This is a genomic window from uncultured Holdemanella sp. (assembly GCF_934772795.1).
Lineage (GTDB): Bacteria > Bacillota_I > Bacilli_A > Erysipelotrichales > Erysipelotrichaceae > Holdemanella.
Genome location: NZ_CAKVMR010000001.1, coordinates 1 through 18,767 on the forward strand (window position 1 = coordinate 1; position 18,767 = coordinate 18,767).

Below are 18,767 nucleotides of genomic sequence, written 5' to 3' on the forward strand. Positions count from 1 at the left end.
GTCATCAATCTAAAACTGAATATTTATGAAATATGAGTGTAATTTTGTCTTGACAAAGGTCACTTCATAACAGTTTTGTGGTATACTATGTATGAAAACGAGAGAGACCCTGCTATAGTGGGCAAAAAGAAAAAAGAGAGGCCCTGCTTAAGTGGGCGATTAAAAACGAGAGAGGCCATGCTATAGTTGGCGATTAAAAACATGCCATGAGAAATCATGGTTTTTCTTTATGCCTGTCTTTGGATTTAGTCTAGAAATTTGTTGATAAATGGGATATAATATGAAAGTGTATCCTTTTGTCTGTATACATGAAAGAAATGAGGTAAATAACATGAACGAAAAGACATTCAATGATGTAGTAAATCACATGAAAACCTCTGGATTTGTTTACCAAGGTTCAGAAATTTATGGTGGTTTGGCAAATACTTGGGATTTTGGTCCTTTAGGCATTGAATTAAAGAACAATATTAAAAATGCATGGTGGAAACGTTTCATCCAGGAAAGTGAACACAATGTAGGTTTGCAAAGTGCAATCTTAATGAACCCAAATGTTTGGGTTGCCAGTGGTCACGTTGGAGGATTCAGTGATCCATTAATGGATTGTAAAGAATGTAAGAGCCGTTTTAGAGCGGATCAATTGATTGAAGAAGCAAGTAATCACACAGTAAACTGTGGTGGTATGTCTAATGAAGATATGGAAAAATATATCGCTGAACATGAAATCACATGTCCAAAATGTGGCGCTAAAAACTTCACAAACATTCGTCAATTTAACTTGATGTTCAAAACATTCCAAGGTGTATTGGAAGATGCGAAGAGTACAATCTACTTGCGTCCAGAAACAGCACAGGGTATCTTTGTCAACTTTAAAAACGTACAAAGAACAATGCGTAAAAAATTACCTTTCGGTATTGGACAGATTGGTAAGAGTTTCCGTAACGAAATCACACCAGGAAACTTCATTTTCCGTACGCGTGAATTCGAACAGATGGAATTGGAATTCTTCTGTAAACCAGGTACAGATTTAGATTGGTTTGAATACTATTGTAAAAACTGTGTTCAATTCTTAAAAGACTTAGGTATCAACGAAGAAAACGTTCGTTTACGTGCACATGATCCTGAAGAATTAGCACACTACTCAAATGGTACAAGTGATATCGAATACCACTTCTCTGAACCTATCGGATGGGGTGAATTATGGGGTATCGCAGACCGTACTGACTTTGACTTAAAAGCACACCAGACAACTTCTAAACAAAACTTAGAATACTTTGATCAAGAAGCTAACGAAAAATACATTCCATACGTTATCGAACCAAGTGTCGGTGTTGAACGTTTGATGTTGGCAGTGATGTGTGAAGCTTACCAAGAAGAACAATTGGAAAATGATTCTCGTGTCGTTTTAAAATTACACCCAGCATTAGCTCCATATAAAGTAGCTGTACTTCCACTAAGTAAGAAATTATCGGATCAAGGTGATGAAGTATTCGCTAAATTAGCTAAACACTTTAGCGTAACCTATGATGATGCTCAAAGCATTGGTAAACGTTACCGTCGTCAAGATGCGATTGGTACACCATTCTGTGTAACCGTTGACTTTGAAACAGCTAACGATGGATGTGTAACTGTCAGAGATCGTGATACTATGCAACAAGAACGTATCGCTTTAGATGACCTTGTTTCATATATTGAAAAAAGAATTGAATTTTAATGAGCTGGATATCAGAAGAGGATATAAAGGCCATTCGTCAGCAGGCCGATATTGTTGATGTGATGTCCCGTTATATCACATTAGAAAAACAAGGCAAAAATTATAAAGCCATTTGTCCATTTCATGATGATCACGATCCGAGTTTATCAATTTCAACCGATAAACAAATATTTAAATGTTTCGTATGCGGTACAGGAGGAAATGTCTTCACATTCGTTCAAAAAATTGAAAACATTTCTTTTCTAGAAGCCGTTTGTAAGGTTGCTGAACTGATACATTATCCACTACATATGGATAAGTCTCAGTTTCAACCTAAGGTTGATCAAAATCAGCCTTTATATGACTGCATTCAATCGTATATTCGCTTTTTAACATTTGAGTTAGAGAGTGAAAATGGCGAAAGTGTAAAAAGGTATTTAAGTCAAAGAAAAATAAATGAAGATATTATAAAAAGATTTGAGATTGGGTATGCACCTGAATCGAGTCGTAGTGTGAAGTATCTCAAGGCAAAAGGTTTTAACGAACAAATACTAACAGATACAGGTTTAATTCGTACTCACGATCTAAATACCTATGCCGTATTCGACAATCGATTGATGATTCCCATTCATGATGAAAATGGAAATCCCGTTGGATTTACGGCCAGGCGCCTAAATGAAGATAAGGATGTAGCCAAATATATCAATACTTCTGAAACAAAGATCTATCATAAGGGCAATTTGATTTTTAATTATCATAGAGCCAAAGAGTTCGCAAAAAAGAACAAGCGATGCATATTAGTCGAAGGGGCTATGGATGTTATTGCCTTTGAAAAGGCCGATATTCATGAAAGTATTGCCTGTTTAGGAACGGCTTGTACAAAAGAACAAATGGCGTTATTAAAACGCTTAAACGTTCCTTTGGTTGTCTGTTATGATGGGGATAAAGCTGGTAAAGCAGCAACCTATAAGTTTGGAAAGTTAGCCGTCGATTACGGATTGAACTTTTCCATAGTAAAAAATACAACCGGTAAAGATCCCGATGAAATCTTTAATGAACTCGGAAAAGATGAACTCTATTTATCCGTTCATAAAACTGTTTCATTTGTAGAATTTTTATTGGATTATTTACCGAACCAATATGATTTAGACAATTACGAGGATAAGAAAAAATTCACATCGGAAATGCAGTCTTTCATTGAAAGAACATGCACCGACTTTGAAAAGGCCGATTATTATTCTCGTATCAAAGATTTGACCGGATTTGATTTATCACATCAAAATCAAAATATTTCGGTATCCAAAAAAGAATCCAGAAATAATGCGGCTGTGGTTCGAAATATAGAGCCATTAAAAAATGGAAGAACACTTGCCGAACACGGTGTTTTATGGATGATTCTAAACAGTAAACTTGCGGCCGATCAATTCAAAGATCAGATTGGTTTTTTCCAAGATCCAGTCTGCGAAGAATTGTCATTATATTGTTACGACATGTATCGAAATATGGACCACATCGATTTTGATGTACTCATGAGCTACATTGAAAAAGAAGATGTCCGTAATTTGTTAGTAAGCCTAATGGAAAATCCATTTCATGTTGATGGATATAATGAAGACTTCTTTAACGATAGTTTAATGAAGATCAAAGAATGTACTTTACAAGCCCAAATTGACAATCTCAATGATCAGATCAAGAATGTGCAAGATCCGATGTTAAAGATTTCCTTGGCTAGTAAAAAACAGGAATTAATTATTCAACGAAATGAAATCTTACATCGAAAGGAAGGATGAAAGTATGGCAAATGAAAAATTAAAGTTTACAAGCTTAGAAGAGGCAAAAGAATTCTTACTAAAGAGTAAAGAAGAAAATGCCGATGTTTCCCAAAAACAATTCTTAGATGCGGTAAGTACTTTAAATTTAGATGATGATACAATGGACGATCTATATAACTGGATCGATGAAAACTTAATCGAATTTATCGATGGGGAAGAATTAGATGAGGATGAAGTCTTAGACGATGATCTAAGTGATGAGGATTTAGACGAAGAAGATTCAATTGCGGAAGAAATTTCTCAATTGGAAAAAACATTCGCCAATGCATCTCATGCCAAAATCAATGACCCTGTTAAAATGTATCTAAAAGAAATTGGTCAAATCCCATTGTTGGATCCAAAAGAAGAGCCAATCATTGCGCGTCAGATCCAAGAAGGAGAAGAAGCCAAAGAAGCGATGAAAAAGCCAGATTTAAGTGATGAAGAGAAAAAGAAACTCGCAAAAGTCATTGCGGATGGTGAACAAGCCAAACAAACATTGATTTCTTCAAACCTTCGTTTGGTTGTTTCTATCGCTAAAAAATATGTAGGACGTGGCATGTTGTTCTTGGATTTGATTCAAGAAGGAAACTGTGGTCTAATCAAAGCCGTTGAAAAATTTGACTACACAAAAGGATTCAAATTCTCAACATATGCGACATGGTGGATTCGTCAATCGATCACTCGTGCGATCGCTGACCAGGCACGTACCATTCGTATTCCCGTTCATATGGTTGAAACTATCAATAAATTAACACGTATTCAACGTCAATTGGTACAAGACTTAGGTCGTGACCCATTGCCAGAAGAAATTGCTGAAAAGATGGAAAACATCTCGGCTGAAAAAGTTCGTGAAATTCAGAAGATTGCCTTAGATCCAGTCAGTCTAGAAACACCAATCGGTGAAGAAGATGACTCTCACTTAGGTGACTTCATTGAAGATAAAGATACATTATCTCCAGATGATTACACAAACAATCAATTATTAAAAGATGAAATCAATGCCGTTCTACAAGGACTTACAGAACGTGAAGAAAAAGTATTGCGTTTGCGTTTTGGCTTGTTAGATGGAAGAACACGTACACTTGAAGAAGTTGGTAAAGAATTCAACGTAACACGTGAACGTATTCGTCAGATCGAAGCGAAGGCATTACGTAAATTGAAAAATCCAAATCGCTGCAAGCGTTTAAGAGATTTCGTAAAATAATGATACCTTGTTCTTCTCGTATTCAAGAAATATTAGAATGGGTGAATGGAGAGTGCATTGCGGACATTGGCTGTGATCATGCCTACGTTGTCTGCAACGCCATCCTGAATCATCAATCTAAAAAGGGTTATGCCTGTGATGTAGCCCAAGGCCCATTAAATAATGCCAAGAAAACAATCGTTGATAATCACTTATCCGATTTAGTATCTTGTCGATTATTAGATGGCATTCAAGGTTTAGAAAGCGATGTAGACCAAATCATTATTTGTGGCATGGGAGGAAAACTGATTATCGATATCCTATCAAAAGGAAATTTGTATCCTGGTTTACGCCTTTTATTATCCAGTCATAAAGATGATTATGCCTTAAGAGAGTATTTACACGAACATCACATTCATATCGTACGCGAAAAAATGATCTATGATCATGGACACTACTATCCAATTCTAGATTGTGTTTGTGCAGATACGAAACAAGAAGTTTCTAATTCTGAACTTTACTATGGTGTAAATATGCAGATGGATGAAACGTATGCATCGTATTTAGATTTTGAAGAGAATAAATACAAAAATATTTTATCTAAAGTCAATAAACCTGAATTTCTTGAAAAAATTGAATATATAAAAGAAATCCGTACTCAGAGAATGTCCTGAATACGGATTTTTGGTTTTTCAATATCCAAAGATAAATAATCCTTTACTTGATTCGTTAAATACGTTGGGGTACTTGCACCACTGGTAATCGCAATCGATGTATACATCTCAAAATCTTTCTTATCAATATCTTCAACCGTTTGAATCGAGAAGACATGTTGGATTCCAGCCTGCTTTCCAATATCGACAAGCTTTTGGGAGTTATTACTTGTAGGATCTCCCACTACGATCAAACAATCAACACCTTTTAAATCTAAGATAGCTTGTTGTCGAACACGTGTGGCGTTACAGATTTCATCATGGAAGATGGCTGAAGGATATAACTTTTTGATTTTATCAAAAGTATCCTTTAATTCATAGATGGACATCGTCGTTTGATTGGTCACAAAGATTTTGGATGTACTTATATCTGGAATTTCTTTATGTGGCTCAATCAAATAGACATGTTCACTCATTGTATAAATGGATTCGGCTTCAGGATGTTTATTTTTACCAATATAGAAAATGGTATAGTCTTCATCTAGATATTGTTTCACGATTCTTTGGGTTTGAAGTACAAACGGACAACTCGCATCCACTAAGACGAGTCCCTTTTCTTTGGCCTTTTCATAGACTTTCGGACTGACACCATGCGCGGTAAAGATCACGATACCTTCATGGATTTCATCGAGTAATTCCACTCTTGTCTTTGTCTTATCTTCAATCGTATCAATCGAATAATATTGAAGAGCCTTTTTAACATATTGATTGTGCACAAGATTACCTAATATCGTAATCTTTTGATATGGATATTGAATTCGTGTTTTCTTTGCGACTTCAATGGCTTTTAAAACCCCGCCGCAATAGCCCTGAGGCTTGACTGTAATGATGTTTTGTGTTTTCATATATACATTATGCCCTAATTATTTGTATTTGTAAAATGGGAAGAATTTTGGGATAATACTAAAGTAAAGGATGTGAAAAATTATGAATAATCGTATTCAAGAAATAATGGGTTTAGAACATTTTAAAACCTTAACACCCATCCAAGAACAGGTGTTAAATCGTAAAAATAAAAATAGAGATATTATCGGTGTTTCAAGTACGGGTTCTGGAAAGTCACACGCTTTCTTTATGCCAATTTTTGAAATGCTAGACTTTGATCAAGATTGTGTACAAGCCGTGATTTCAGCTCCAACCAGAGAACTAGCCTACCAATTGTATGATCGTTGTCGTAAGATTGCCAAACACTTTAATGTACGTGTAAAACTTGTGACTGGTGGTATGGAAAAAGTGACACAAATGGAAAAACAGCCACAAATCGTTATTGGTACACCAGGAAGAATGAAAGACATGTTTATTAAAGACAATGTCTTGCGTTTGGATACCGCAAAAATTGTCGTCATCGATGAAGCGGATATGACGTTAGAATTTGGATTCTTAGAAGATATTGATGAAATTTTATCTAAGATGGATAAGAAAGTACAAATGATGGTCTTCTCGGCTACGATTCCAGAATCTTTACAACCATTCTTAAAGAAATATTTATATGATCCAGAATTTATTGAAATCAAAAAGGAAGAAGCTTTCCAAAGTGATGTTAAACACATTTTAGTTCCATGTAAGCACAAGAGCTACGAACAAAAGATTTTAGACGTACTTCCATGTATTCAACCCTATGTATGTTTGATCTTTGCGAATACAACACAAGAAGCCCAAAGTATTGCGAATACGATGCGTGAACATGGCTATGATCTAGTTGAACTTCACTCCGGTCTTGAGTCACGTCAGCGTATGCAGGCTATTAAAATGATTCAAAGTCAGAAGAAGAGCTACATTGTTGCCAGTGATATTGCCAGTCGTGGAATTGACTTAGAAGGAATTACTCACGTTATTAGTTGTGGTTTCCCTAAAGATCTAAAATTCTATATTCACCGTGCAGGACGTACCGGAAGAGCATCTCGTGATGGTCAATGTATTGCGTTATATAAAGAAAGTGATGCGAAATCAATTCAATCTTTGATTAAACAAGGTATTGAATTTGAACATCAAGATGTAAAGAACAAACAATTTGTAGATTTAAAACCCTATGTCAACAAGCGTCCTGTGAAAAAGGATGAGTTCCATGAAGAAGTGGAAAAAATCGTTCACAAGAAAAAGAAAGTAAAACCAAACTATAAAAAAAGACAACGCCAGGAAATTGATCGTATGAAACGTAGAAAGCGTCGTGAAATGATCAAGTCGGATATTAAGCGCCAACAAAAAGAGCGTGCGAAAGAAAGACAACGCCAAAAAGGAATGGACGTATGATCTATTTAGGCAGTCATGTTTCTTTTAAAGCACCAAATTACTTTAAAGGCGCTATTGAAGAAGCTCTATCGTATGGTGCCAATGCCTGTATGATCTATACGGGTCCTCCAAGCAATACACGTCGTGTGGATGTTTCTAAATTAAAGATTGAAGAAGCCAAAGACTATATGGCAAAACACAATTTTTCAATTGATCGCGTCATTGTACATGCCCCTTATATCATTAACTTGGCCAATGCGCTAAAGCCAGAAACAGCCCAGTTTGGACAAGACTTTTTAAAGACAGAATTAGAAAGAGTTTCTAAAATCGGTGCAAAAACACTTGTACTCCATCCAGGAAGCCACGTAGGAGCGGGCATGGATGTAGGGATTGAATGGATCATTCATGGCTTAAACGAAGTCTTGGACCAAGATTCAAGTGATGTTAAGATTGCCCTAGAAACGATGGCTGGAAAAGGAAATGAGTGTGGCTTTACTTTTGAACAGCTTCAACAGATCTATTTAGGTGTACATAAAAAATCGCGTATTGGATATTGTATGGATACATGCCATATTTGGGATGCGGGTTATGATATTACTCATTTTGATGAAGTCTTAAATCAATTTGATTCCATTTTAGGCTTAGAAAATCTATTATGTATGCACATCAATGATTCTAAAAATGATTTGGGTGCCCATAAGGATCGTCATGAAAACTTAGGTAAAGGATACATTGGATTTGATGTATTGTATTCAATTGTACATCATCCAAAGCTTGAACATGTCACAAAAATATTAGAGACTCCTTTTATTGATGGAAAGGCGCCTTATAAAGAAGAAATCTCAGCATTACGCTGAGATTTTTTAAAACTTATCAATTTCTTCCTTTAAACGAGCTACGATTTGTTCCTGTGGGATCTTTTCAATGATTTGACCCTTCTTGATGAGTAGCCCCTCTTTTTTACCGCCCGCAATCGCAATGTCGGCATGTTTAGCTTCTCCAGGACCGTTGACAGCACAACCCATGATGGCGACGGTCACTTCTTTATTGACCGTTTGAAGATAGCTTTCAATTTCATTTACGGCCGGCTCCATATCCCATTGTGTACGACCACACGTTGGACATGCGATTAGATTTGGCACGTTTTTAATTAACTTACAATCTTTTAATAACTCTTTGACAATGGGAATCTCTTTTTCAGGAGCACCATTGACACTAATACGAATCGTATTTCCAATGCCTTCATTTAATAAAGTACCTAACGCAAGACTGGATTTAATGGCACTAGTCATTGTAGTACCGGCTTCGGTTACACCTAAATGTAGTGGGTAATCAAAAGTTTTGGCAGCTAAACGATAGGCTTCAATACAAAGCAATGGATCACTGGATTTAAAAGATAATACCGTGTCATAGAAATCTAGATCTTCTAGAATTTGTACATGTCTTTTGGCACTTTCAATCATACCCTCGGCTGTTGGCTTGCCATATTTTTCATGAATGTCTTTTTCTAAAGAACCCCCATTGATTCCAATACGAATTGGAATGTGTTTTTCTTTACATGCCTTCACAACTTTTTCTACGTTTTCTCTAGCTCCAATATTACCTGGATTTAAACGAATCTTATCGGCACCCGCTTCAATACATGCCAAGGCTAAACGATAATCAAAATGAATATCAGCGACTAGAGGAATATGGATTTGTTTTTTAATGTCTTTAATGGCTTTGGCATCCTCCATATCCATACAGCTGACACGAATCAATTCGCATCCCATTTTTTCTAGGTTTAGAATTTGTTTGGCAACTTCATCCGCCTTTTTAGTCTCTATGTTACACATAGATTGAATAATGACTTGATTATTATGTCCAATTTCAAGATTTCCTACTTTTACTAGACGAGTTTCTGTTCTTTTCATAGACAACCTCCATGACTAAAGTATACGCCATTCCTTCTTTTTTTTCCATTTCATCTTGGAAACGTGTATAATATATATTGTTTCGTACAAAGGGGGATCCAATTGAAAAAGAGTAGAAAAACATTGAAAAGGGCAAATCAAAATGTTTCTGTTGATCAAGTCATTTCCAATCGTATATTGATACTAACGGTCACAATCGCCGTGTGTTTCTTGGTCATCTTTTTACGATTGTTCTATCTACAGATCATTTCATATAATGACTATACCGCAAAACGTGAAGATTATACTTCTATCAAACAATATACATCGGCACCTCGAGGTCAGATTTATGATGTAAAGGGAAGAATCTTGGCAAAAACGGTAGTCAGTCACAATATCGTTTTTACTTCACCGAATAACTTTGATGAAGATGACTATGAACTTTATGCCAAGCGTATCGTAAAAGTCTTCAGTGTCAGTGCTAAAGATTTTACGGATGAAGATAAAAAACAAGCGTATATCACATACAAATCCTTCTTATCACCAAGTGATAGTGAATATGCCGCCAATCATTTATTGACGGCTAAAGAATTGAAACAATATAAGAATGGGGCATGGGGTGATAATGCCGAGAGTAAAAGATATCAAATCTTAATGAATCGTATTGGTAAGAAACAAATTGGTGAAATGACACAAGCCGATTTAAAGATGTGTGTCATCTACCAAAGAATGGTGGCCAACCAAAGTACGGGTCAAGAAAATGTTGTACTTGAAGATGTCAGTGATGATGATGTCGCTTATCTTGTTGAACATAAAACGGAATTCCCTGGTTTTGACGTTGATTTTGGAGGCTGGAAACGCGAATATCCATATGGTGAATCTTTATCCGATGTATTAGGTAGTGTGACTACAAGTACACAAGGATTACCAAGTGAGCTTGCGAGTTACTATCTATCAAAAGGCTATCAATACAATGCGAGTGTTGGTAAGTCAGGCTTAGAATATCAATATAATGATTTATTAGCGGGAACACCAGAAATTGCCAAGATTACCTATGATTCAAAGGGTCTAGCGCAAAAAGAAGTGGTTCAGGAAGCAAAAAAAGGCTATGACATTCATTTATCCATCGATATTGATCTTCAATCGACTTTGGATAATGTATTAAAGAATACATTGAGTGAGAATGGTGGTACGAAAAATCGTGAAAACTTCCAATCTTTATTTACAACTGTATTAAATTCCAAAGATGGTTCGGTACTTGCGATGTCTGGCTATCAAATGGATCTAGACACGAAGGAATTGACCTACTTTGCGTCTGGTAACTATATGTCTTTGGTTAATCCAGGATCTTGTATCAAAGGGGCTACTGTCTATATGGGCGAGAGTGAACATGTCGTAACTCCAGGCGAAGTGATTGTCGATAAAGTCATGAATATTGGTGGTCAGGAATTTGGTTCGTATGAAGATCATGGACCTGTTGATGATGTATCTGCACTACAAGTAAGTAGTAACGTTTATATGTTTAATGTAGCTATTCGTTTAGCGGGTGCAAGCTATGTTGAAAAAGAACCATTGGCTGTGGCAGACGTTCAAGGGACACTTAACTTAATGCGTTCGTATTATTCGATGTTTGGCCTTGGAAATAAGACGGGTATCGATGTTCCAAATGAATCGAGCTCTTATATGGGCTATGGTTCTGAACCAGGTATGTTACTAAACTATTCGATTGGGCAGTTTGACATGTATTCACCACTTCAATTGGCTGTTTATGGTACAACCATTGCCTCTGGTGGGAATCTATATGAACCACACTTTATGTCGTATGCGACAGAAGTCAACTCAAGTGAAGTGGTCGTAAGCTATGGTAAGAAAATTAAATCGACATTACCTGAAAAGAATGCGCAATATCTAGAGCGTGTTCAACAAGGATTTAGAGCCTGTGTATCTTCTGGCTATTGTGGGGATGAGCTAAAGGATATTGGCGTGGAAGTATCGGCCAAAACAGGTACAGCCGAAGTTGGCGACTATACGACCGCAAACCTTGTTGGATTTGCGCCAAGTTCGTCTCCAACCATGGCATTTGCCTGTTCTGCACCAACATCAAGTGTTAATGATCAAAGTGTTTCACCGAATATTTGTACAACGGCTGTTATGCCAGAAGTGGTAAAAAAATATTTTGAATTGTATCCGGCAAGTTAAAATTTTGAAAATGACTTGAAATTTACTTGTAAGTTATGCTAGAATCAACTAGTAATTACTAATGTGAGGAGGACTGAACATGAGAGATCGTATTACATTTAAGTGCTCTGTTTGCGGTGAAGAAAATTATATTGGTACAAGAAATAAGAAAAAACATCCTGAACGTATGACTGTTAAAAAATATTGTCCAAAATGCAATCAGCAGACTGAACATAAGGAGAAAAAGTAAGAAAGACCGTTTTATCCGGTCTTTTTTATGTATTAGACTATGAAAGTACTTCAACAACCCTTAGGACCTGTACAGGCGAATTGTTATTTGGTGATGGAAGGTAGCCATGCTTTAATAATTGATCCTGCAGATATGTATCCAAATCTTGACTCCATCTTAAAAGAAAATGAATGTAGTTTAGAGGCCATCGTTTTAACGCATGCACATTTTGATCATATTTCAGGTGTCGACAAGATTGTGAACGCCTTTCATTGTGATGTATACTTAAATCCCAATGAATTTGACTTTCTTCAAGATCCCGACTTAAATTCATCTTCTGCCTTTTATATGGATGTTACATGTAATGCCACATGTAAACCCATTTTAGAAGGAAAGAATGAGATTGCAGGATTTGACATAGAGGCTATGTATTGTCCAGGCCATTCTATTGGTTCAACGGTATTAAAATTTGAAGATTGTTTATTTACAGGAGATGTCTTGTTTCAAGGTTCTATTGGAAGAATGGATTTGGCTACAGGCTCCGTATCGAGTATGAAACAATCTCTAAAAAAATTGGTTCAATTAGAGAAAGATTATAAAGTATATCCAGGTCATGGACCCTCAACTTCTTTATCGCAAGAGAAAAAATGGAACGAAAGTTTAAAATATGCGGAAATTTATTAGAATTTCTGCTTTTTTTTTCGTATAAGAGTAGGGGTGATAAAAAATGGATGATTTATTAAAAGATCTCATTGCGTATGCGATTGAAAAAAAGGCGAGTGATATTCATTTTGTCCTGCAAAATCAAAAACTTCAAATCAAACTTCGAACGCAAAATGAAATGTTAGATGTCTACCAAGATATTTGGCAACCCGCATTCTTTGAGTATCTCAAATTCATTTCAAGAATGGATCTAGCTAATCCATATGTTCCACAGAGTGGACAATTTAAAGTCTTGCTTCATGATCACGAAGTCTTTTGTCGTTTCAGCATGCTACATAATCATAACGTACAAACAGGTGTTATAAGAATGTTGAATACGATGCATGCGATCAAACTCAAGGATCTATCTTTATGGGATGAAGACACGAAATTTTTTCAATCGCTTGTGCCATTAAGACAAGGCCTCGTCATTAGTGTAGGACCAACCAATAGTGGAAAGACCACTACGCTACATGCCTTGCTTCATGAGATTGCCAAAACGAAGAAACATAAAGTTGTTAGTCTGGAAGATCCTATTGAGATCGAGGATGATTCTTATTTGCAGCTGCAGATCAATGAAAGTATGGGATTTACCTATGATGTAGGCATTGAACAATTGTTGCGACATGATCCGGACATTATTTGTATCGGGGAAACAAGAAACAGCTATACCGCAAAGATGGTCTTAAGAGCAAGTCTAACGGGGCACTTTGTCTTTACAAGTATTCATGCCAAAGATGGAAAGGAGTGTATGAGTCGCCTGGAAGATCTAGGGGTATCTAAGAAAGATCTGGCCAGTGTTTGTATGGCCATTATTTCACAACGCCTCTATTCAAAAGGCGATTCTAAGGTATGTGTTTATGAAATCATGGATCAAAAAACATTACAGTATGTCTTGGAACATGGAAGGTATCCAAAAGAATTTAAAACTTTATCTAAAAAGATTACAGAAGGTATTGAAAAAGGATATATCGTGGATGCCCAGGCAAAATACGACAGTCTTAGTTTATCGGGATGAAATTGAACAATTTGCGATGTTGATGAATCAAGGTTTGCCATTAGATACATTGATTCATTTGACGTTTAAAAAGGATGAAGAGATATTGAATTATTTAAAAGAAGGAAAGAGTCTCGTGGATGTCTTTACACAGAATCAAAAGAAATTGTATTTTAAATACTTAAAAATTTTATCTCAAAAATTAAACTTAAGCGATGCGATAACTTGTGTCCATAAGATTGAGAAGAGTTCGAATACTTTTTTTGAAACACTTCTAAAAAAGATTAGCTATCCTTTCTTTTTACTTATTTTTGCGTTCTTTATGATTCTATTCTTTTCAGACTATGTCCTTGTTCAAATGAAAGACTACATTTCAAATATAAGTGTATTTGTGTTTATCAATGTATTGAAATATACATTTGCGCTTGGCATTCTTTCGATTGTATTCTACTTGATACTTTATTATGCATTGTTTTATAAATACAACAATAAGATGCAGTGTCCATTTAATCTAATGAAGAAAATGATATCTCTGCAATTTGTATGTATGTATCAAGCTTTAGATATGTCCTATAGTTCAACACAGGAAATATTAGAAACATTAGCTTGTATGGATTTTAGTGTAGTAGGAAAGATATCGCTGGAAATACTTGATGATTTAAAAACCGGAAAGAGTCTTGAAGAAAGCTTTCTAGAAATCAAAGTATTTGATTCGCAATTTAAAAAGATGTTGGTCTATGCCTTAACAAGCAATCAAATGCACGTCTTTTTTGATTTATACATCAAGAAATGCAGTTTCGATCTAGAAAAATCGGTCAAAAAGATATCGACGGGTATTCAAATGTTTTCGTATATCAGTATTGGCATCTTAGTTTTGATTGTCTATCAAATTATGATGATGCCACTCAATATGTTAAATCAATTCTAAAAGGAGAAAGAAAAATGGAAAAGAAAAATGGTTTTACAATACTTGAAATGATGATCGTGATGTTGATTGTTGCGCTATTATTGTTGATTACACTGCCAAATATTCAACAAAAAGAAAATTGCTTTATATAAAGTGCATAACATATGAATGGAATAAAATTGGCATAAAATAGCCTTATTTTTCACCTTTTTTCACTAGTTTTTTATAAAATTTAAGTGTTATCTAAAGAAAGAGAGAAAATTACATGGCAGTAAAAAAAGATGAAAAAACAGGTACGTGGTATTTCTATGGATCGTACAAAATGAAGAATGGAAAGTATAGGCAGTATAAGAAACGTGGCTTTCCAAAAAAGAAAGATGCAGTAAAAGCAGAGATTCTATTTAAAGAGAATATCAAAGACCCATACAAGAATATTACATTGGAAGGATTATTTGATGTTTTCTCGGCTTATACTGAGAAAAGAATCAAACAAAGTTCTTGGATAAGTCAGAATAGGATTTTGAATAGATGGATTGATACTCTTGGCGATGTTAATATAAAATCCATTACAACAAACGATATAGAATGTGCAATGGAATTAATGATTAATAATGTGGGATATGAAACTGCAAAGAACTATTTATCTAGAATCAATAAGATGATGCGATTTGCAGTTCGTAAAGGATATTTAGAAAGCAATCCTTGTTCCCCGATAGAATTAGTTAAAGACCCAAACGAAAAGAAAACAGAAATGCAGTATTGGACCTTGGAACAATTCAATTTATTTATTCCTTATGTTGAAAATCCTTTGTATCATCTTCTATTTAATAATCAATTTTATATGGGGATGCGAATTGGAGAAACATTAGCTTTAACATGGGAAGATGTGGATTTAGAAAACAATACGATTGCAATTAAAAAAACATGGTCAAAAGATTTGCATAAAATCACAACTCCAAAAACTCCAAACAGTTATAGGACGATTACAATGCCTCAGTTCTTATCTGATGAATACAGAGAATTTAAAGAAATGTTGGATGTTCCTGAGAAATCATTTGTGTTCGGTATAGATATACCCGTATGTAATACAACAGTTAGAACAAGAATGAGAGAAGCCATTAAAATTGCAAATGAAAGCAATGAAGAACAAATACCTATCATTCGTGTACACGATTTAAGGCACTCATGTGCAAGTTATATGATAGGTAATATGGTAAGAGATGGAAGCTCGCATTTTAGCTTATATGACGTTGCAAAGCGCTTAGGAGACAATTTAAGTACTGTATTGAGTGTTTATGCTCATTGGCTACCTCAAGCCGATAAAGGAATTGCAAAGTTTATGGACAAGGATAATTTGATAGATGCACTAGATTAATTTCTAGTGCTTTTTTGTTTGCAAAAAGAAAAGCACATCCTTTAGCGAATGTGCCTTCCATGAAATAGAGAGAGATGAAAATATACAGTTGCCTATTTACAGGCACTTAAAGTTTATCATGTTTTGTTGCGGACGTTTTTATACTACCAAAACAATACATATAATATAACTAGAATGAAAACTATTATAAAGAATGGCAGTACATATTTAAAGAAGAACGCAATAACAAGTAAATAAACAAATCCACTTATTACCATATCTATTATACTACCTGTAGCTTTTCCTAAGCCTAACAATCCAAGTGTTAATAAGCATACGAATATAATCACTTATATCATCTCCATTCAACAATTATTATTCTACACCACTGAATTTACAAACTAGCTTTCCAATAACTCTAAAGCACTCGTTAGTAACATCAATAATTATTGGGTCGTATTTTGGGTTTGCACTTTCCAATACAATCATTCCATTATTTAATTTTCTAAATATCTTGCATACACAATCATTTCCATCATTGATACAGAAAGAACCGATTTGTCCACTTTCCAACACGTTTGTTTTCTCAAATATCAATGTGTCACCATCATTGATACCTTTTCCAATCATGGAATCACCTTTTGCAATATTGGCAAAGTACTCCTTGTTAGAATTTATATATCTATCAGGAACAGCTATATAGTCTTCGATATTCTCATCAATAAATAATCCAGCACCACAACATATAGAAGAATATAAAGGAATTGATTTGTCTTTGACATCTTTCAAAGGGAAATAATTAGGATCGTCACCCCAACCAATTAAGTAGAACGGTGAAACCCCTGTAGCACCTCCAATTGCATTTACAACATCAACAGGAACTTTAGTTGTTACTCCTTGAGAATATCTTTGTAAGGCCGATTTAGAAAATCCTGTCCTCTTTTCTAATTCAATAAATGAATACCCACTTTTTTCTATTGCTTTTTTAATCCTATCAGATACTACATTATTCATTAATATTCACCTCCTAAAGTACTATCTGCTAAATATATTATATTTATAATATCCCAATTTAGCAATGACATAATAAAAAAATTAAAACAATTATCCCAAAAAAGGGTTGACGAATCGTGCAAACGTGGTATACTGTAGATGACCCGAAAAAGGGATGAAAGAGGTGAGAATTTATGGACAGAGGGCTTTATAAAATGATGCTCGAAAGAAACAATATGTCACAAAGAGAGTTAGCAGAAAAGCTTGGAATCAGCAAAAACTCACTCTCTTTAAAAGTAACAGGCAAATGTAGACTTTATACTGATGAAGCTACTAAAATGTGCGAAATTTTGCATATTGATAAAGATGAAGACAGAGCAAAAATTTTTTTAAGATAAACATCCCGATAAAGGGATATAAACAGAAAGGGTGAATAAAATGTCAGAACCAAATGAAAGATTAAATTCAATTGATTTAATCCATGAATCAGTAAAAGCAGAAGGAAGAGTTCTTGATGTACTAATCAAAAGCGGATGCAAAAGGGAAGATTTAAAAGAAGTATCAACTTTACTTTCCATGATTTACGCATATGGATTTGAAGTTGGAAAGAGATGCGTAAAAGAATGAAAGTTCTCTTAGGCTATAGAGACATCATGGAACTAGGTGTTTCTAAGAAAACCGCATACAAGATGTTGAATCTTATTTGCGAAACGGATGCCTACAAAAAATCCAATCTATCTAAAGTGATAGATACAAAGAAAGTTCCAACAAAGTTATTTATCAGGATGTTTCCTGAGTTTAAAGAAAGGTGTGAACAACATGATGGATGTAGATGATTTAAGAGAGTTGGATGACAACCGTTTTATTGATGAAGATGAGGAGGAAGAACAAGATGAGTACAGTTACGAAGACTACTGTTTCGACTGTTGCAAAGAAGAACGTGACGAAGAAGCCTGGTTCTAAGTCAAACGCAAAGAAGAATGCAGTTGAATTAGGTGATTGCATCACGCTTCCTTCTTTCGCCAATAATGAGTATGAAACCCAGTATTCAATGCTTGTTAGAAGTCAAAAACAAACGCATATGGTTAATCGTGCTGCTAAGTTTAATTACATTTGCTCGTTAATCTGTTTCTTAGTTTCTCTAGCTTTCATTGTAATAGCCAATTGGTACATAAGAGGTTTGTAAATTGAGGGGAGGAAGTAAGGATGAATCTTTACCAAGACACCGATAAATTCAGTGTTGAAAAGTATGGTAGTCATGAAGAATGGCTAAAGAAACGTGGACGTGGAATCGGCGGTTCGGATGCAGCTTGTTTCATGGATTTGAACCCATGGAAAACGCTTAATCAATTGTGGCATGACAAGAAGTTCGGTTCACAACAAATTACGAACGAGGCTATCGAATATGGAAATACCGCAGAGCCTTGTTTAAGAACATTATTTCAGGCGAAACACCCTGAATTAGATGTTCAATACGTGGATAACGTAACGCTTGTTTCTAAGGAACATGAGTTCTTGAGATACAGTCCTGATGGACTAATCTACAACAAGGAAACAAGAGAAAGAGGAATCTTGGAAATCAAAACATCTAAGATAATCAATTCTCATAGTTTGCAGAAATGGGGTTCTAAAGGAAACGAAACAGTTCCTGATAACTATTATTGCCAAACTTTAGAAGGATTGATTGTTACGGATTTTGACTTCGTTATCTATTGTGCAGAGCTAAGATTTGCAGATGGTGATGCACGAATCATTGAGCGTTCATATCGCAAAGAAGAAGCTTTAGACAGTATGAACGATCTAAAACAAGCAATGATAGAAAAATGGGATAGGTACTTCATAGGTGATGTAGAACCACCTATCACATTGTCTATATAGAAAAGAGG

The 18,767-nt window shown here is 35.2% G+C and carries 20 protein-coding genes and 1 pseudogene; 18 read left to right on the forward strand and 3 right to left on the reverse strand.

All coding sequences use genetic code 11. The features are described from left to right. Positions 1-331 precede the first annotated feature (331 nt). From Q0F04_RS00005 to Q0F04_RS00020, 4 genes are read left to right on the forward strand one after another with little or no spacing between them, the layout of a single operon-like run. A complete protein-coding gene (locus tag Q0F04_RS00005; protein ID WP_117571632.1) occupies positions 332-1,711 on the forward strand; it encodes a glycine--tRNA ligase in 1,380 nt (459 codons plus the stop codon). Next, positions 1,711-3,480 (forward strand): DNA primase, encoded by a 1,770-nt coding sequence (dnaG, locus tag Q0F04_RS00010; protein WP_295748636.1) that lies wholly within the window; start codon positions 1,711-1,713, stop codon positions 3,478-3,480. The genes Q0F04_RS00005 and dnaG overlap by 1 nt, the downstream gene beginning before the upstream one ends. Positions 3,481-3,484: 4 nt before the next feature. Beyond that, complete coding sequence (gene rpoD / locus Q0F04_RS00015; protein ID WP_295748640.1) at positions 3,485-4,708, forward strand: RNA polymerase sigma factor RpoD; 1,224 nt, start codon at positions 3,485-3,487, stop codon at positions 4,706-4,708. Continuing rightward, positions 4,708-5,361 (forward strand): class I SAM-dependent methyltransferase, encoded by a 654-nt coding sequence (locus Q0F04_RS00020; RefSeq protein WP_295748643.1) that lies wholly within the window; start codon positions 4,708-4,710, stop codon positions 5,359-5,361. The genes rpoD and Q0F04_RS00020 overlap by 1 nt, the downstream gene beginning before the upstream one ends. Here Q0F04_RS00020 and ispH read toward each other — a convergent pair. Then, positions 5,346-6,245, reverse strand: a complete 900-nt coding sequence (gene ispH, locus Q0F04_RS00025; RefSeq protein WP_295748646.1) for a 4-hydroxy-3-methylbut-2-enyl diphosphate reductase — start codon at positions 6,243-6,245, stop codon at positions 5,346-5,348. The two genes, Q0F04_RS00020 and ispH, sit on opposite strands and share 16 nt — an antisense overlap. Before the next feature lie 82 nt (positions 6,246-6,327). On the opposite strand from ispH, the gene Q0F04_RS00030 reads away from it, so the two are divergent. Continuing rightward, a complete protein-coding gene (locus Q0F04_RS00030) occupies positions 6,328-7,650 on the forward strand; it encodes a DEAD/DEAH box helicase (protein WP_295748650.1) in 1,323 nt (440 codons plus the stop codon). After that, a complete protein-coding gene (locus Q0F04_RS00035) occupies positions 7,647-8,486 on the forward strand; it encodes a deoxyribonuclease IV (protein ID WP_295748653.1) in 840 nt (279 codons plus the stop codon). Before Q0F04_RS00030 ends, Q0F04_RS00035 begins: the two co-directional genes overlap by 4 nt. A 6-nt stretch (positions 8,487-8,492) precedes the next feature. Here Q0F04_RS00035 and ispG read toward each other — a convergent pair whose 3' ends face one another. Beyond that, complete coding sequence (gene ispG, locus Q0F04_RS00040) at positions 8,493-9,542, reverse strand: flavodoxin-dependent (E)-4-hydroxy-3-methylbut-2-enyl-diphosphate synthase (RefSeq protein ID WP_295564302.1); 1,050 nt, start codon at positions 9,540-9,542, stop codon at positions 8,493-8,495. A 102-nt stretch (positions 9,543-9,644) separates the two neighbouring features. On the opposite strand from ispG, the gene Q0F04_RS00045 reads away from it, so the two are divergent. The 7 genes and pseudogenes from Q0F04_RS00045 to Q0F04_RS00075 all read left to right on the forward strand — a co-directional run bounded on the left by Q0F04_RS00045 (position 9,645) and on the right by Q0F04_RS00075 (position 15,909). After that, positions 9,645-11,720 (forward strand): penicillin-binding protein 2, encoded by a 2,076-nt coding sequence (locus Q0F04_RS00045; RefSeq protein WP_295748656.1) that lies wholly within the window; start codon positions 9,645-9,647, stop codon positions 11,718-11,720. A 79-nt stretch (positions 11,721-11,799) separates the two neighbouring features. Then, the gene (rpmG, locus tag Q0F04_RS00050; RefSeq protein ID WP_003864966.1) at positions 11,800-11,949 is read left to right on the forward strand and encodes a 50S ribosomal protein L33; all 150 of its coding nucleotides are present in this window, start codon (positions 11,800-11,802) and stop codon (positions 11,947-11,949) included. Positions 11,950-11,988: 39 nt separating this feature from the next. Continuing rightward, positions 11,989-12,612: an MBL fold metallo-hydrolase gene (locus Q0F04_RS00055; RefSeq protein WP_295748659.1), complete on the forward strand. Its 624-nt coding sequence runs from the start codon at positions 11,989-11,991 to the stop codon at positions 12,610-12,612. Positions 12,613-12,655: 43 nt separating this feature from the next. Beyond that, positions 12,656-13,648 (forward strand): ATPase, T2SS/T4P/T4SS family, encoded by a 993-nt coding sequence (locus Q0F04_RS00060; RefSeq protein WP_295748662.1) that lies wholly within the window; start codon positions 12,656-12,658, stop codon positions 13,646-13,648. Beyond that, entirely contained in the window at positions 13,608-14,555 is a 948-nt protein-coding gene (locus Q0F04_RS00065) for a type II secretion system F family protein (RefSeq protein ID WP_295748665.1), read from the forward strand. Before Q0F04_RS00060 ends, Q0F04_RS00065 begins: the two co-directional genes overlap by 41 nt. 14 nt (positions 14,556-14,569) lie before the next feature. Further along, positions 14,570-14,671 (forward strand): annotated as a pseudogene (locus Q0F04_RS00070) (prepilin-type N-terminal cleavage/methylation domain-containing protein); the annotation flags it as partial. A gap of 128 nt (positions 14,672-14,799) precedes the next feature. Then, entirely contained in the window at positions 14,800-15,909 is a 1,110-nt protein-coding gene (locus Q0F04_RS00075) for a site-specific integrase (RefSeq protein WP_295748668.1), read from the forward strand. Between the two features lie 354 nt (positions 15,910-16,263). Here Q0F04_RS00075 and Q0F04_RS00080 read toward each other — a convergent pair whose 3' ends face one another. After that, the gene (locus tag Q0F04_RS00080) at positions 16,264-16,902 is read right to left on the reverse strand and encodes a S24 family peptidase (protein ID WP_295748670.1); all 639 of its coding nucleotides are present in this window, start codon (positions 16,900-16,902) and stop codon (positions 16,264-16,266) included. A gap of 173 nt (positions 16,903-17,075) precedes the next feature. On the opposite strand from Q0F04_RS00080, the gene Q0F04_RS00085 reads away from it, so the two are divergent. From Q0F04_RS00085 to Q0F04_RS00105, 5 genes are all read left to right on the forward strand, one after another. After that, the gene (locus Q0F04_RS00085) at positions 17,076-17,279 is read left to right on the forward strand and encodes a helix-turn-helix transcriptional regulator (RefSeq protein ID WP_178649667.1); all 204 of its coding nucleotides are present in this window, start codon (positions 17,076-17,078) and stop codon (positions 17,277-17,279) included. 40 nt (positions 17,280-17,319) lie between these two features. Beyond that, positions 17,320-17,508, forward strand: coding sequence for a hypothetical protein (locus tag Q0F04_RS00090; protein ID WP_295748678.1), 189 nt, complete (start codon positions 17,320-17,322; stop codon positions 17,506-17,508). Continuing rightward, entirely contained in the window at positions 17,493-17,717 is a 225-nt protein-coding gene (locus Q0F04_RS00095; protein ID WP_295748680.1) for a hypothetical protein, read from the forward strand. The genes Q0F04_RS00090 and Q0F04_RS00095 overlap by 16 nt, the downstream gene beginning before the upstream one ends. Then, the gene (locus Q0F04_RS00100) at positions 17,692-17,844 is read left to right on the forward strand and encodes a hypothetical protein (protein WP_295748685.1); all 153 of its coding nucleotides are present in this window, start codon (positions 17,692-17,694) and stop codon (positions 17,842-17,844) included. The genes Q0F04_RS00095 and Q0F04_RS00100 overlap by 26 nt, the downstream gene beginning before the upstream one ends. 243 nt (positions 17,845-18,087) lie before the next feature. Continuing rightward, positions 18,088-18,759 (forward strand): lambda-exonuclease family protein, encoded by a 672-nt coding sequence (locus Q0F04_RS00105; RefSeq protein WP_295748688.1) that lies wholly within the window; start codon positions 18,088-18,090, stop codon positions 18,757-18,759. Positions 18,760-18,767: the final 8 nt, after the last annotated feature.